The 15,722-nt window shown below is 32.8% G+C and carries 18 protein-coding genes; 11 read left to right on the top strand and 7 right to left on the bottom strand.

All coding sequences use genetic code 11. The features are described from left to right. Positions 1-47 precede the first annotated feature (47 nt). From APR43_RS15535 to murI, 3 genes are all read left to right on the top strand, one after another. Positions 48-1,073, top strand: coding sequence for an OmpH family outer membrane protein (locus tag APR43_RS15535; RefSeq protein WP_053471630.1), 1,026 nt, complete (start codon positions 48-50; stop codon positions 1,071-1,073). 13 nt (positions 1,074-1,086) lie between these two features. Next, positions 1,087-1,590, top strand: coding sequence for an OmpH family outer membrane protein (locus APR43_RS15540; protein WP_177178064.1), 504 nt, complete (start codon positions 1,087-1,089; stop codon positions 1,588-1,590). A 149-nt stretch (positions 1,591-1,739) separates the two neighbouring features. Continuing rightward, positions 1,740-2,516 carry a glutamate racemase gene (gene murI, locus APR43_RS15545; protein ID WP_053471631.1) on the top strand — a complete coding sequence of 259 codons (777 nt, stop codon included), beginning with the start codon at positions 1,740-1,742 and terminating at the stop codon, positions 2,514-2,516. Here the strand turns inward: murI and APR43_RS15550 are convergent, their stop codons facing one another. Continuing rightward, positions 2,517-3,755 carry an aromatic hydrocarbon degradation protein gene (locus APR43_RS15550; RefSeq protein ID WP_053471632.1) on the bottom strand — a complete coding sequence of 413 codons (1,239 nt, stop codon included), beginning with the start codon at positions 3,753-3,755 and terminating at the stop codon, positions 2,517-2,519. Then, a complete protein-coding gene (locus APR43_RS15555) occupies positions 3,756-5,084 on the bottom strand; it encodes a DUF4270 family protein (RefSeq protein WP_053471633.1) in 1,329 nt (442 codons plus the stop codon). Positions 5,085-5,365: 281 nt separating this feature from the next. Between APR43_RS15555 and APR43_RS15560 the strand changes: the two genes are divergently transcribed. The 5 genes from APR43_RS15560 to APR43_RS15580 all read left to right on the top strand — a co-directional run bounded on the left by APR43_RS15560 (position 5,366) and on the right by APR43_RS15580 (position 9,426). Further along, positions 5,366-6,157 (top strand): DUF6268 family outer membrane beta-barrel protein, encoded by a 792-nt coding sequence (locus APR43_RS15560; RefSeq protein WP_240514959.1) that lies wholly within the window; start codon positions 5,366-5,368, stop codon positions 6,155-6,157. Between the two features lie 16 nt (positions 6,158-6,173). Next, positions 6,174-7,181: a Kelch repeat-containing protein gene (locus tag APR43_RS15565; RefSeq protein ID WP_053471635.1), complete on the top strand. Its 1,008-nt coding sequence runs from the start codon at positions 6,174-6,176 to the stop codon at positions 7,179-7,181. Beyond that, the gene (locus APR43_RS15570; protein WP_053471636.1) at positions 7,171-7,500 is read left to right on the top strand and encodes a DUF4907 domain-containing protein; all 330 of its coding nucleotides are present in this window, start codon (positions 7,171-7,173) and stop codon (positions 7,498-7,500) included. Before APR43_RS15565 ends, APR43_RS15570 begins: the two co-directional genes overlap by 11 nt. Then, on the top strand, positions 7,501-8,592 hold the full coding sequence (locus tag APR43_RS15575) for a sensor histidine kinase (protein WP_053471637.1): 1,092 nt from the start codon (positions 7,501-7,503) through the stop codon (positions 8,590-8,592). A gap of 117 nt (positions 8,593-8,709) precedes the next feature. Then, positions 8,710-9,426, top strand: coding sequence for a LytR/AlgR family response regulator transcription factor (locus tag APR43_RS15580; protein WP_053471638.1), 717 nt, complete (start codon positions 8,710-8,712; stop codon positions 9,424-9,426). Positions 9,427-9,536: 110 nt separating this feature from the next. Here APR43_RS15580 and APR43_RS15585 read toward each other — a convergent pair whose 3' ends face one another. Then, on the bottom strand, positions 9,537-10,049 hold the full coding sequence (locus tag APR43_RS15585; RefSeq protein WP_053471639.1) for a gamma carbonic anhydrase family protein: 513 nt from the start codon (positions 10,047-10,049) through the stop codon (positions 9,537-9,539). Between the two features lie 9 nt (positions 10,050-10,058). Next, positions 10,059-11,048 (bottom strand): type IX secretion system membrane protein PorP/SprF, encoded by a 990-nt coding sequence (locus APR43_RS15590; RefSeq protein ID WP_053471640.1) that lies wholly within the window; start codon positions 11,046-11,048, stop codon positions 10,059-10,061. A 143-nt stretch (positions 11,049-11,191) separates the two neighbouring features. Between APR43_RS15590 and APR43_RS15595 the strand changes: the two genes are divergently transcribed. The 3 genes from APR43_RS15595 to APR43_RS15605 all read left to right on the top strand — a co-directional run bounded on the left by APR43_RS15595 (position 11,192) and on the right by APR43_RS15605 (position 13,457). After that, positions 11,192-12,091 carry a NifU family protein gene (locus tag APR43_RS15595; protein ID WP_053471641.1) on the top strand — a complete coding sequence of 300 codons (900 nt, stop codon included), beginning with the start codon at positions 11,192-11,194 and terminating at the stop codon, positions 12,089-12,091. A gap of 135 nt (positions 12,092-12,226) precedes the next feature. Further along, entirely contained in the window at positions 12,227-12,553 is a 327-nt protein-coding gene (locus APR43_RS15600; RefSeq protein ID WP_053471642.1) for a hypothetical protein, read from the top strand. Between the two features lie 91 nt (positions 12,554-12,644). Beyond that, positions 12,645-13,457: a mechanosensitive ion channel family protein gene (locus APR43_RS15605; RefSeq protein ID WP_053471643.1), complete on the top strand. Its 813-nt coding sequence runs from the start codon at positions 12,645-12,647 to the stop codon at positions 13,455-13,457. An 8-nt stretch (positions 13,458-13,465) separates the two neighbouring features. Here APR43_RS15605 and tsaB read toward each other — a convergent pair whose 3' ends face one another. From tsaB to APR43_RS15620, 3 genes are read right to left on the bottom strand one after another with little or no spacing between them, the layout of a single operon-like run. Next, positions 13,466-14,140 carry a tRNA (adenosine(37)-N6)-threonylcarbamoyltransferase complex dimerization subunit type 1 TsaB gene (gene tsaB / locus APR43_RS15610; protein WP_053471644.1) on the bottom strand — a complete coding sequence of 225 codons (675 nt, stop codon included), beginning with the start codon at positions 14,138-14,140 and terminating at the stop codon, positions 13,466-13,468. A gap of 25 nt (positions 14,141-14,165) precedes the next feature. After that, positions 14,166-14,420 (bottom strand): hypothetical protein, encoded by a 255-nt coding sequence (locus APR43_RS15615; RefSeq protein ID WP_053471645.1) that lies wholly within the window; start codon positions 14,418-14,420, stop codon positions 14,166-14,168. Between the two features lie 9 nt (positions 14,421-14,429). After that, positions 14,430-15,719, bottom strand: coding sequence for an efflux RND transporter periplasmic adaptor subunit (locus APR43_RS15620; RefSeq protein ID WP_053471646.1), 1,290 nt, complete (start codon positions 15,717-15,719; stop codon positions 14,430-14,432). Between the last annotated feature and the right edge of the window lie 3 nt (positions 15,720-15,722).

Raw genomic sequence — 15,722 nt, forward strand, 5'->3', positions numbered from 1 at the left:
TACAAATTTTAATACCTTTGGCTAAAAATTCAAAATAAAGTAATGTTATGAAACAACGGTTTTTATTTATATTTTTAGTCTTGATTGCCGTAAATACAATTCAGGGTCAAGGTAAAACGACTAGAATCGGTTACATTGATATGGAATATATTTTGGAAAATGTTTCTGATTACAAAGAAGCAAAATCACAATTAGAGCTAAAAGCTCAAAAGTGGAAGCAAGAAATAGAAGCCAAAAAATTAAACATCAATACGCTTAAAGAAAATCTTAAGGCGGAAAAAGCTTTATTGACTAAAGAATTAATTGATGAAAGAGAAACTGAAATAAAATTTCAGGAAAACGAAATGCTGGAATATCAACAAAAACAATTTGGTGCTGATGGAAATTTAATGAGACAGAAATCAGCTTTAGCAAAGCCAATTCAGGATCAGGTTTTTACAGCTGTTCAAGATATTGCCGAAGCTAAAAATTATGATTTCATTTTTGATAAATCGTCAGATTTGACAATGCTTTTTAGTAATAAAAGATTCGATATTAGTGATCAGGTACTGCGTATTTTAAACAGAACTGAGAAAAGAGAACAATTGACTAAAAAACAATTGAAAGATCAGGAAGCTAAAGAGAGCAAGGAAAATGCAATTGATGAAAATCCGGCAATGGCAGATCGTCAAAAAGCATTAGATGAAAAGAGAACTGCGAGAGAAAAACTGATTGAAGACAGAAGACTGGAGCAGGAAGCTAAGAAAAAAGAATACGACGACAGAAGAAAAGCAATTCAGGCAGAGCGTGAAGCTAAAAAAAATGGCACGGTTTCTGAACCAGCAAAAACAACCGAGGCAGCAAAAACAACTGAAACGGCTAAACCTGGAGAAACAGCTAAACCTGCTGCTGCAACAACTACTGACCCAGCGACAACAGAACCTGCAGTAGATAAAGCAGCAGAAAGACAAAAGCTTTACGAACAACGTAAAAAAGAATTAGAAGAGAGAAGAAAAAAAATACTCGAAGAACGAGAAGCGGCTAAAAAAGCAAAAGAGGCCGAAACACAAAAAACAAATACGACCAATAATTAATTAATTTTTTAAAATGATGAAACAAATCAAAACTTTACTAATTGCTGCAATACTTATTTTAGGAGCAAGTAATACAATGAACGCACAGGCGAAGGTTGCCCATGTTGATGTTAGCGAGATTATGTCGAAAATGCCTGCTATGCTAGATGCTCAAAATCAACTGCAAAAATTAAGTGGGACATATGATGCTGAATACAAAAAAATGGTTGACGAATACCAAACTAAAATCAAAAAGTATGAAGCTGAAGCAGCAACTGTAACTGAGGCTGTAAACGGTGATCGTTCTAAAGAAGTTCAGGATATGCAAAAAAGAATTGTTGACTACAGAGACAATGCTCAAAAAGAACTTCAACAAAAAGAAACTGATATCGTAAAACCTTTAATGGAAAAAGTAAGAGCTTCTATCCAAAAAGTTGGTAAAGCTAAAGGTTTCCAATATGTTTTAGATGGTTCTACTCTTTTATTAGCTGATGGTCCAAACATTACTGCTGACGTGAAAAAAGACTTAGGATTCTAATAAACGAATTCCTTATAATTAAACTGCTTAAATTTTTAAAATTTAAGCAGTTTTTTTTTACATTTATTTAAAATTAAAATCCATTAATATTTCCAGATTTCTACTAAATTGGAATATATTTTTATTTCAAAAAATACTAATTTTGTATTATGACAAACAATAATCCTATAGGCGTTTTCGACTCTGGCATTGGAGGGACTTCAATCTGGAAAGAAATTCACGATTTACTTCCAAACGAAAAAACAATTTATTTAGCCGATAGCAAAAATGCTCCCTACGGTCAAAAAACAAAAGAAGAGATTGTTGCCTTAAGTAAAAAAAATGTAGAGTTTTTACTTGAAAACAATTGTAAATTAATTGTAGTGGCATGCAACACTGCGACGACAAATGCAATTTGGGAACTTCGTAATGATTATGATATACCGTTTATAGGAATTGAACCTGCAATAAAACCTGCTGCCAATAATTCTAAAACGCAGGTAATTGGTATTCTGGCTACAAAAGGAACCTTAAACAGCGAACTGTTTAATAAAACTGCAGAGATGTTTCAGCATACTACAATTATTGAGCAGGTTGGTTACGGTCTGGTTAAATTAATTGAAGATGGCAATTTATATTCTCCGGAAATGACGCAATTATTAGAGGAATATCTACAGCCTATGATCGATGCTAATATTGATTATCTTGTTTTAGGATGCAGTCATTATCCGTATTTAATTCCGCAGATTAAAAAAATACTTCCTGATCATATTCAAATTATAGATTCTGGAGAGGCAGTAGCAAGACAAACACAAAATATTTTGCGTGAAAAAGTCGGTTTTACTGACACTCCAAAAAGTGAACCTATATTTTATGTCAATTCAAATCCAGCAGTTTTAAAATCTATTTTAGAAGATAAATATCCGGTAATTGAAAAAGACTTTTAATTAATCAAACTTTCGTTTCACAAACCAAATTCCGTCTAAAGATAAATTAAGGGTTATCTTATGATAATTTTCTTTAATAAGATTTTCTGATACCCTGCCTCTTTGACCATAGGAATATGAAATATTTAGGGACGAAGAGGTGTTTTCGATTGGCAGATTAACGCCCACAGAAATGGAGGCATTGTTAACTCTTTTGCCGTCGACTTCAAGATAACCCGTATCAAAATTTGCTCCCGCAGAATAGGTTATTCTATCCCAATATTTCCGCATATTTCTATTGGCATTAAAATAAGAAAACCCAAGGGCAAATCTGTCCTGATTTACAAAATCTCCATAAAGATCAGACTGTCTGGTATCATTCCACAAACTTTTTTCGTAATCTAAAGTCATGTTCAAAACATTCTTAAAGCGTTTGCTGATCCCTATTCCTATTTCTAAAGGCATATAATAATCATCTACATCCGAAGCTGTTTCAGACTCAATAACATTAACAACTCCATCTGTAGACGTTTGAACAGATTGAACTTTTGAGCCTTTAATTTGTGCCGGAAGTTTAAAAGTTGTTCCAATTGTCAATGTAGAATCGATTTTATACTGCATTCCTAAAGTAGCACGAAATCCGCTGTAATCTGTTTTTTTATGAACATTAGTAATTGAATTCAAAATAGTAAAGGTCCGGTCGTCTGTAATATTTCCAAATAACAAAGCGGCAGTAGCTCCAACAGTCAGCTTTTTACCAAAACGATATCCATAGGAAAAATCAAAATCATTTAATCCTCCTGAACCAGCTGCAGACAAATTATACGATTCCTTACTATCTGCAATAGGCAGTAAAAGATTTGAAATTTTATACGTAGAACTCGAATACGGTTTAAGTGCAATACTAAAACCTGAGTTCTTAGTTACGGGAAAAGCAAAAGCTAAATGAGAAAACTGAAAGTTATTTCGCTTCTCGGTTTTGGATTTACTTTGGTATGTTGTTCCAATAGCTTTTCCGCCCACATCAAGCATAAAATGATTTAAAGGCATAAACCCTAAAGACGCCGGATTTAGATTATTGATAAAACCTTCTGAAGGCAAAGCAATTCCGGAAGATCCAATTGATGAAATCGCACCAAAATCGGCATCATATACACTTCCTAAACCATACAATGAATAGGGCGAACTCGAAATACTTTGAGAAAATGAAGTCAGCGTCATTAAAATGAAGCAGCTTACAAAAATTATTTTCTTTTTCATTTAATAGGAGAGGTAATAAATTTTTATTAGAATTTTATTTTCGGGATGTTTTTGATCTCCTAAAACAAGTCTGTTAACTGATTTAGAAATTCCGGGCAATGTTAATATCAGGGATGATCTTGAATCTGACGCTTTCAGCATTTCCTTTTGTAAAAAACTGCCCAGCGGAATGGTATAACCTATATTTTCATTAAACTCATCGCTTTTCTGGCTCAAAGTTCCATAAACTGCCGCTCCTGCAGCATTAAGCAAACTGCCGCTAATTCTGTTTAAATTATCGCCTACATATACTTTTAAAGAATCTGCCAGAGGATATTTATTTGAATACGAATTATTTACAGGCTTTATAAACATTTGAGCGTCGACAATAGCTCCGTTACTTGAAATATTTTTAAGCTGTTTTATGTTTGGAAAATCAATACGGCAGGCAACTCCGGTTCCGGACTGAATAAAACCTTGTTTATTGGTTAAGGAACTTGAAAGTTTACTGGTCGAAACGGGTAAATTTTGAATTATAGTTCCTGTTTTATCGAGCGATATAGAGTTAAATTGTGTCGCTGTATTTGACATCAGGAAATCGATAAAAAAAGAATCGGCATCTGCGTCGCCCTGATATTTGGAATAATACATTCGAACTTTACTGGTAGCAGTATGAAATCCTATTACACTTGATGAATTAGAACCTGAAGGAACAAGCACTAATCCTTTTAAATATTCAGTAAGATTATCCAAACCTGTAATTTCTCTCTTTTTTATTTTTTGAAAGAGCGCTTCTCCAAAATCCTTACTCATTTTAATATTAATAGAATCTTTTTCAATTGGACGGGGTTTGTACGAAACAGTGCCCAGACTTTCGTCGCTGTAGCTTAAAGTGGAGTTATTGTAAAAACTGTCATCATCTTTATTTGGCTTTACTTTTTGGGTCAGTCGATGAATGTCAAATTTTTGAACCTGAGTAGTATCTCCGTAATAATAGTTATCATATTTTAAAATCATGGAGATAGAATCAAAAACAAAATTTACAGTCTCAGTATCTGAACCTGAATTATTCAAGGTATAAGAACTTGCAGAAAGCTGGAAATAACTGTTTGATTTTACTTTTCCTAAAATAGGATCATCATAATTACCTATTAAAATTCGGCTTTGTCCCGAAGTAATAAGTGAATCGAAATTTATAGTTGACATTTCGACCGTAAGCGTATCGATCATCACTACTTTATTATTTATAGCCAAATAATCTGAACCTACAACAAAATTTCCCGCATCAGTATCTGTACCGCAGGAAAATATAGTAAAAGCAAAAACTAACATTAATAAAAACTTGCCCATAATCAATTTTTTGAGCAAATATAAAATGCAGTCTTCTGCACCACACTATAACATATACAGTCACGTGTTTTTAGACTATCAACGGCGAAAAAACATCTACAATGGAATATTGCAAATAAATATTTCATTCGACCTTAAAAAAGGCTGTTTTGTCTATCAAAAAGAGTCATACATATATCTTCTTTTTTTTAAAACCTTCTCCAACCTACTTTTGAACCAATAAATAAGTAATGAAAATAAGGTTTATAATTTGTTCGGTTTTTTTAGTGTCATTTCTAAATATGAATGCGCAGGAAAATTTTTCAGTACAGCTGAATTTGAAAACAGAGCCTACTGACAAAATTGATTTTACTGAAACAAGTATTGGTGTTTCGTTCAACAAAAAAATAAGTTCAAAAAGCCTGATTACAAATACGCTGGAATATTCGAATTTGAATGTAAACTATAATTTAGGTCATTATGAATCCTTTGAAGATTTTGAAAAGTTACAGCAGATTAAAAACAAATTTGAATTTTCGCAGGAAATATCAAATTCGACAAAACTGAATTTTGCGGTTACGCCAACGTTCAGTTTTCAGGAAAATTTAGGTTTTTCTGATTTTACACTTTTAGGAAGTTTTGAAATAAAACAGGAATTAAGTTCAAAAATGACTTTAAGTATTGGAGCCGCAAAAACCAGCGCTTTTGGAAACCCAAAATTTCTGCCGTCAGCTTCTTTAAATTATAAAATGAATGACAACGCTAATGTGCTGATTGGTTTTCCGGATTCAAGGATTTCGTATTTGAATAACATACGCAACAAGTTTAGTTTAAGTAACAGCTTTAACGGAAGTTTTTACAATTTAAATATTCAGAATGAAATAGATAAAAATGCCGCAAAAGCTACTTTATCACAAATGACAACCTCATTTGAATATGAGAGAAATGTCGATAAAAACTGGTTTTTAAATTTTAAAGCCGGATATGATTTTGACAAAAAATACAAATTAACGAACGGTGATAATCATACTGTTTATGATTTCAACATAAGCAACGGATACATTTTAGGAATTGGGATCAAATACAAACAATAAATAAATTTTAAACACTATGAATAATCTAAAAAAAGGAATATTATTCGCAACCCTGCTTTCGAGCCTCTTTTTTATAAGCTGCAGCAATGATGACGATGACGATGATTTAGTAGGTAACTGGATTAAAAAATCAGCGTTTGACGGTCCTGCAAGATCTAGTGCAACAAGTTTTGTAATTGGAGATTTTGCTTATGTAGCAACGGGTTATACCGGAGATGAATATTTAAAAGATTTATGGGCTTATAACTCAACTGGAGATTACTGGGAACAGAAAGCTAATTTCGGAGGTGTTGCCAGAAGTTCGGCATCAAGTTTTACGCTAAATAATAAAGGTTATGTGGGACTTGGTTATGATGGAACTAATAAATTAAAGGATTTCTATCAATATGATCCATCAAGCAACAGCTGGACTCAAAAAGCTGATTTTGCAGGAACAGGCCGTTATGCTGCTGTTGGTTTCCAAGCTGGCGGAAAAGCTTATTTTGGAACTGGTTATGATGGAAATTATTTAAAAGATTTTTATCAATATGATGATCAGGCAAATACATGGACACTTGTAAACGGATTTAGCGGTAATAAAAGACGTAATGCTACTGTATTTGTAATTTCAGATAAAGCCTATTTGGTTACCGGAGTTAATAATGGTGTTTATCAGGAAGATTTTTGGGAATTTGATCCTGCAACTGATGTCTGGACAAGAAAAAGAGATATCGATAAAGATACAGATGATGATTACACCTGGAATGATGAATATGCTATTACAAGGTCTAATGCTTCTAGTTTTTCAATGAACGGATTAGGATATGTTGTGGGCGGTGAAAATATCAAAACGGTTTGGGAATACAATCCTTCAACAGATCTTTGGGAAGAAAGAACAGCTATGGAAGGCGCAACAAGAACTGATGCTGTTGGCTTTACAATTAACAATCGTGGTTTTTATATGTTAGGAAGAGTGGGTTCTACTTACTTTGACGATGCATGGGAATTTAGACCTCAAGATGAACAAAGCGACGATGACAATTAATACTAAACAATTCTTCTGGAGTAAAATCCAGAAGAATTTATTGCTTTTGGTTCTGGTTTTACAAATTGTTTCCTGTACAAAAAAGGAAGTTTTTAAAACCGAATCATTTAAAACAAATACAGGCTGGGGATATTCGATTTCTTATAAAGATAAAATCATAATTAAACAATCGATTATTCCTGTAATAAATGATAACAAAAGTTTTTCAACAGAAGAAGACGCTTTAAAAACAGCCCATTTTGTGGTTGAAAAACTCAAACAAAACTTATCTCCAACGGTAACCAAAAATGAATTAATTTTATTAAAAATAAAATTATAAATGACACTAGATACCATTAAAAATACAAATTCAAATAAAATACTATTCCATTTTATGATTTGGATTTTCTTTATTCTAACATCGCTGATTCAATTTTATGAAAGTCCATTTAGAATCAATAATGATTTCTATGTACAATGGGCAACGGGAATTCTGTTATTTTATCTGAATTATTTTTACTTGGTACCTGCTCTTCTTTTACAAAAAAAGTATTGGAAATATTTTCTGTTCATTTTTATTCTTATTGCTGTCTTCATGATTATCAGGATTCATTATTTTATTCCTGAGTTTAGACACATGAGAACAAGAATGATTCCGCCTGAAGCAATTAACCTGTATAAGCAAAGAGGCAGAGTAATGATGGCGCCGGCGAGACAGCCGTTGTTTTTTAAAATTGGCCCGTCTTTTTTTTATATTTTAATTATTACCATAAGCGCCGTTATTAGAACACTGACAGAGTTTTACAATAACCAGCAAAATAAACTAATCGCCGAAACACACAGAACGAATACCGAATTGATTTATCTGCGCAAGCAAACCAATCCGCATTTTTTATTCAATTCGTTAAACAGTATTTATTCTCTGGCACATAAGAAATCTGATTTGGTCCCTGATGCCATCGTAACCTTATCTGAATTAATGCGCTATATGCTCTACGAAACAGATAACAAAACGGTGGCTTTAGAAAAAGAGATCAATTACATTCAGAATTATATTGAACTGCAAAAACTGAGGCTGAATAATATTGAAGACATTGTAATAAATGTTCACGGCAATACCAAAAACAAGTTTATTGAACCTTTGCTTTTAATTTCTTTTGTAGAAAATGCTTTTAAGTACGGAACCGATTACAAAGGGGCTACGCACGTAAAGATTAAGATATTCATTTCTGAAAATGATCTGGATTTTTGGATCGAAAATACTATCGAAAATTATGAAAAAGATCCTGACAATTCTGGTATCGGACTTATAAATATTCAAAGCCGACTGGATTTACTTTATCCAAACGCACACGAACTGACTATTAATCAGGATAATCATTTTTATCGTGTTCATTTAAGTTTAAAATTAGATGAAATCAAAACGACATAAACGTTAAAATGATACTTGGATTAATTGCGTACTTTTATGATAATTTTAAAACTTAATTCATTGGTTTAAAACTACTTTTGACTGCCAAAACAAATTTAAAAACTTAATTTTCAACAGATGAAATGTGTAATTATTGATGATGAACCTTTAGCAGTTGAACTATTAGAAGATTTTGTCAAGAAGGTAGATTCGCTTGAACTGGTCAGCACTTTTAATAATGCGATCGATGCCGTTTCGTTTATCAATCAAAATAATATTGATTTGATTTTTCTTGATATTCAAATGCCACATTTTTCAGGAATTGACTTTTTAAATACAATCGAAAAAAAACCTTTGGTAATTTTTACAACCGCTTATTCTGATTATGCCGTTGAAGGTTTTAATCTTGGTGCGGTTGATTACTTAGTAAAACCAATTCCGTTTCATCGTTTTTTAAAATCTGTGGTTCGGGCGCAGCAAATCAGTAATCCTGCAGCGGCTGTTCAGCCCATTTCTGAAAGCATTGCCACTCCGGAAGTTGAACAAGATTTTATGTTTGTGAGAGCTGAATATGAAAATGTAAAAATGAATTTCTCGGATATTCTTTTTATCGAAGGTTTGAAAGATTATGTAAAAATTTACACGACAGACAATAAATTCACGCTGACTTTAATCAGTTTAATAAAATTAGAAAACCTGCTTTCAAGCAAAGGATTTTCGCGAATCCACAGATCTTATATTATCAATATAAAACACGTAAAATCAATACAAAAAAATAAAGTTTTGATTAGCGATAAACGAATTCCAATAAGCGAAAGTTATAAAAATGCTTTCTTCGAAAAAATCAATCTTTAAAGTATTAAATTCCAAAAAATAAAAATTCCAAATTCCAATGAAGTGTCAATAACTATTGGAATTTGGAATTTTTTATTTTGGAATTTTTATTATTTGGAATTTAATAGAATTTATTCTTTAAACCAGCCAGAATACATTACGTAGTTGTTTGATATACGTTCAATTTCTCCGGCAAAATCAGATTGATCTATATCTTTTACCTTTTTGGCAGGAACACCGGCAAAAATAGTTCCCGAAGGAACAACTGTATTATGGGTCAAAACTGCTCCGGCTGCCACGATAGAGTTACTTTCGACAACGCAGTTATCCATTACAATAGCCCCCATTCCTATTAAAACATTGTCGTGAATTGTACAACCATGAACAATGGCATTATGTCCTATAGAAACATTGTTTCCTATAATTGTTGGGTGTTTTTGATAGGTGCAGTGAATTATTGCTCCATCCTGAATATTTACTTTATTTCCTATTTTAATAAAGTGAACATCGCCGCGAACAACTGCATTAAACCAAACACTGCAAGATTCACCAAAAGAAACATCGCCAACTATAGTTGCATTTTCAGCAACGTAACAATCTTCTGGAATTGCAGGTGATTTTCCGTTTACAGATTTAATAAGCATAATAAAATTTTAATTAATTGCCGGACAGTTACAATCGTAACGTTCCTTTCTACAAAATATATTAACTCCTAAAGTAATCTGGTGGTATCCGCCAGTATCAAATTTTACATCGCCTGTAACCTGAGAATAGGTGTAAGCAAACATAAAGTTTTTAAAATTCACGCCCACAATTGGTGTAAAATATTGCAGTTTTTGATTTGAAACTCCGCTTCCAGAGCTAAACTGAGCTCCGTCAAAACTTCTTCTATAAGATAAAGCAGCCCATAAACTTCCAAAATCTAAATTCTTATAAGCTTTTAAGTTCAGGTCAATAGATTTTTCTTTTGTCTGATCAAACAGTTGAAATAAAATAGAAGGCTCCCAGGTAATTTTATCTCTTTTCCCAAATACATAACCTGCACTAAGAAGAAACTTTCTTAAATTATCACTTTCGTAATCTGTATACAATTCTCTTCTGGTTTCAAGAACGCCCTGAACCGTTGCATGCGCATAAAAATCTAAATAGTTATAAGAAGCTCCAAAATCTACATTAAAATAAGAGTCTTTTTGAATAGAACCAAAAACAATTGGATCAAAAGTACCGCCAAATTTTGTTTCATCTAACTGATTCTGAATCAATCCTCCGCTAATACCAAAAGAAAGTTGATTTAAATCGACTTCATCTCTTGAAAACATAATATGATGCGCATAGGTAAGCTTTACTCCTTTTTCAGAATGATATCCGTTTTTATCATTAAAAACAATAATCCCGGCACCGGAACGCTCTCCTAATCTTCCGTTAACACTTAAAGTTTGAAGTGTCGGCGCATCTTCCTGACCAAACCATTGCTTTCTGGCTGTTAATCTAACTTTTGCACAATTTGCTGCTCCAGCCATCGAAGGATGAATCAAGTAGTAATTATCTGATAAATAATCAGAGTAAACAGGAATTCCTTCTTGAGAATAAGTATAAAAAGTCGTTATTAAAAAAACAATTAATAACTTGATTTTTAATTTCATAATGGCGGGCTAGTTAGTCTAATTTTTACACTCTTGATAATTTCGTACGAATTATTTGAATAGAGTCTTAATTATTTTATTAAAAAATCAAATATAGGTAATAGTAGAAAATAACTTTAGTAAATTTGCAAAAAATTACTACCATGACAAAAATCACTATAAAAGAGACTCAAAATCCTACTATCCTAAAATTCGAATTTGAAGATTTCATTACTCAAAATCAAAACTTTGAATTCAAAAACATAGATGAAGCCCAAGCTTCGCCTTTAGCACAGCAATTGTTCTATCTGCCGTTTGTAAAAACCGTTTATATTTCAGGAAATTTTATTGCAATCGAAAGATACAGCATTGTAGAATGGAGTGACGTACAAGATGATGTTGCAGAGCAAATTGCAGCATTTGTAGACAAAGGCGGTGTTATCATTAAAGTTGACGAAAACAAAGCAAAAAAACAGCCTATTACGGTTTATGGAGAAACAACTCCAAATCCTTCTGCACTTAAATTTGTGGTAAGCAGAATGTTGACTAGAAACGCGGTTGAATACAAAAATATTGACCAGACTGTTTCTTCTCCGCTTGCACAGGAATTATTCAAATTTCCTTATGTTAAAGAGGTTTTTATTGATGAGAACTATATTTCTGTTACTAAATACGAAATCAACGACTGGTCTGAAATCACTTTGGAGTTAAGAACATTTATTAAACAATTTATTGAAAACGGAGGAACTGTTTTAGATGAAAATCTAATTCAGACTACTACTAAAAATGATGTTACAAAAGATGAAGCATTTGACAAATTAGATGTTACATCTCAGCAAATTATCAATATTTTAGAAGAATACGTAAAACCAGCAGTTGCGGCTGATGGTGGAAATATTGCTTTTGATTCATATAATGAAGAAGACAAAACTGTAAAAGTGATATTGCAAGGTGCGTGCAGCGGTTGTCCATCGTCTACTTTTACTTTAAAAAGCGGTATCGAAAATATGCTGAAAAGTATGTTGAATGATGAAGCTATTAAAGTTGAAGCTTTAAATGCATAAAAAATTTCAATTATCTATAATTGTAAGCGTCTCATTTGAGGCGCTTTTTTTATTTCATAATTAATTAAACGAAAATTAAATTGTTTTTCTCCAAAAATAATTAATATTGTAACCTTAACTAATCATTTTAAAACCATGGGATTATCATCATTTTTCAGCAATTTGTTTGGCTCGGCAAAAGAAACAGCGGTAGATTTTGCAGATCAGGCCGAAAATACTTTTGAAGAAGTCAAAGAAGCCTCAGAACCTATAATCGATTCTGCAGCCGAATATCTGGAACATACTAAAGATGCCGTGAGCGAATATGTAGAAAAAGCATCTGACTCTATACATGACGTGATTGATTCTATTAAAGAAGTAATTACTGAAACTGCAAATGAAGATTATAAACTGGTTACAGAAACTGTGGTTGATGTGAGCGAAGACGCAGTAACAGATTCAGACTCTGAAGAAGAGAAGTAACGGAAAGTATTTTCATATAAAAACAAAATATAGCTATATTTGCAAAATCAATTTACCTTCTCTTTGAGAAGGTTTTTTTATTCAAAATAATATGTACATCAATCCTGAACAATTTAGCAATTACGCTACAAAATTCATCAATATTTTAATCGATTATTCTCCAAAACTAATCTCGGCACTGCTGATTTTATTTGTTGGTTTATATGCTATTCGATTAATCAACAGAGTTATCAGAAAAGTAATGGTTAAGAGAAACCTTGACCCAACATTAACAAAGTTCCTTGCTGATATTTTGTTGTGGGCGCTTCGTGTTTTATTGTTTGTTACTTTTATTTCAAAACTGGGAATCGAGACTTCTTCATTTGTAGCTATTCTGGGTGCAATGGGTCTTGCGATTGGTTTATCACTTCAGGGTTCGCTTTCGAATTTTGCGGGCGGAATGCTGATTATCGTTTTCAAACCTTTTAAAGTTGGTGATACAATCGAGGCTCAGGGAGTTATTGCAACGGTTTTAGAGATTCAGATTTTTGTCACTAAAATGTTGACCGGAAATAATCAAACGGTTTTTGTTCCAAATGGCGCATTGTCAAACGGAACTATTATTAATTATTCGATGCAGGGAGAAAGAAGAGCCGATTTGACTTTTTCAGTTTCTTATGATTCTGACATTAAAAAGGCTAAAGAAGTTTTATTGGATGTTTTAAATAAAAACCCAAAAGTGCTTAAAAAGCCTGCACCAGAAGTTTTCGTGAAAAACTTATCAGCGAGTTCTGTTGATTTTGCAGTTCGTCCGTGGGCCAAAAATGTGAATTACGGAGCTGTTTTTTCTGACACTTTAGAAAATTGTAAAGCAGCTTTAGACGAAGCAGGAATTTCTGTCCAGCCGTTTACCGTTCAAAAATAAAAATTAGATTATTGTTTTTTTGATGGCAGTGTCATCATAAAATCTTTCAAATAATAAGGTTCAAAATAAGCGACATCAACAGTGTCGCTTTTTTGATATTTATCAAAACTGATTTTACTCATTTCTCTTGCCGAAGGGTATTTGATTTCTTCTAAAAACACAAAATTTTCTTTAGTCAAAACTGGTTTGCATTTCTCTGCACAATCCCCTACGAAATAAAGTTTTTCTGTATAGGCTGCAAAAGATTCTTCTGTAATAATCTCCGCTTGGATTCCTCTTTCAACTTGTAAATCAGCAGTAAAAATTTCGCTGTACACTTCCATTCTTCTGGCGTCCAGCATCGGAATAATTTTTCCATCTAAAACATTCGCTTTTGATGCTAAAGTCTGCAAAGTATCTACAGCAATTAACGGAATATTTAATGCAAAACACAAGCCTTTCGCTGCCGAAACCCCAATTCGTAAACCTGTATAAGAGCCTGGTCCCTGACTTACTGCAATCGCTTTTAAATCCTGAACTGAAATACCGGATTCTGCAATAACTTCTTCAATAAAAACATGAAGTTTTTCAGCATGCGAATACCCTTCTTCAGCAATTTCTTTACAGAGAATGGTTTCTCCATTTTTTGCAATTGAGACTGAACAGTTTTTGGTAGCGGTTTCGATATTGAGAATGAAAGACAATGTAGTACGTGTTTTTATTAAAAAATCATCTGAAAATTGTAGCTGCAAAAATAAAGGTTAATAACCAAAATAACAGAAATGCAACACCTAAATTTGCTAATAAAAAGCCTAAATATAGAATCAGTCTTTTTTCTACTGAAAAATATTTAAATTCATCATTATAATATTTTGTTTTATAGACGCTGTAATGCACCCATATCAAATATATAACGACAGAAATAAAGGCACCAAGTAAACTGAAAACCATTTCTGCCGGAACTCCATGCAATGCAATAATCATATTATTGATTTACTTTTTTGGAGTATCAGCTTTTTTAAGCTTTACTTTATCTCCAGAATTTAGTTCTTTAGAAACTGTTGTATACGGCCCTGTGATTACCACATCACCCGTTTTCAAACCAGACATTACTTCGATATTTGTATCGTCTTGAATTCCTGTTTTAATGATTCTGATTTTAGCTTTGTCTCCTACTTTCACAAAAACACATTCGAATTTCTTGTCGCTTTTTGGAGTTGCTTTTTTCTCGTTTGGATCTTCTACTTTAAAGTCAGTAACGGCTGTTGTATCCGATTTTACGACAACAGAACTAATTGGCACTGCTAAAACATTGTTTTTAGTTGTTGTAATAATATCAACAGTAGCTGTCATTCCAGGTCTAAAAGGAGAATACGCTGCTGGTTTTCCTTCTAATAAATCCTGATATGATTCTTTTAAAATACGAACTTTAACTTTGAAATTGGTAACCTGATCTGAAGTTAAGGTTGTACTTGCAGAATTTGAAATACTGGTTACAACACCTTTAAATTTCTTTTTTAAATAGGCATCGACTTCAACATTGGCTTCGTCCCCTATTTTAATTTTTACGATGTCATTTTCGTTTACGTCAACTTCAACTTCCATGTTATTAAGGTTAGCAACTCTTAAAAGCTCTGTTCCAGCCATTTGCTGCGTTCCTAAAACACGTTCTCCCAATTCAACATTTAGTACCGAAATTGTACCATCTGCAGGAGCATAAATTGTTGTACGTCCTAAATTGTCTCGGGCTTCTGTAACAGAAGCCGAAGCACTTTGAACATTATAGTAAGAAGATTGTTTTGTTGCCTTTGCGACTTCATAAGTCGATATGGCTTTATCCCAATCTGATTTTGAAATTACACCTTTATCATAAAGCGTTTTGTTACGCTCATAATTTGCTTTTGCCTCTTTAAAACTGGCTTCAGACTGCACTAAACCGGCTTTAGTTCCAGATAAATTTGCTACTGATCTTTCTAAACCTGAAGTATACAAATCAGGGTTTATTTTTACCAGTAAATCGCCTTTTTTTACAACCTGACCTTCTTTTACATTTAATGCAATAATTTCACCGGAAACCATTGATGAAAGTTTTACTTCAATTTCCGGCTGGATTTTTCCTGTAGCCGAAACTGTTTCTACAATTGTTGAAGCAGCCACTTTTGATGTTTCAACTTCTTTTCCTTCATCTTTGTTTCCTATTACTCCTGCTTTGGAAAGCCCTATTAATGCTATGATAATAATTACAGCTCCGCCAACTAAGAAGTAAATTGTTTTTTTTGACATAAT

Source organism: Flavobacterium sp. NLM (assembly GCF_002210235.1).
In the GTDB taxonomy this organism is placed as follows: Bacteria; Bacteroidota; Bacteroidia; order Flavobacteriales; family Flavobacteriaceae; genus Flavobacterium; species Flavobacterium panici.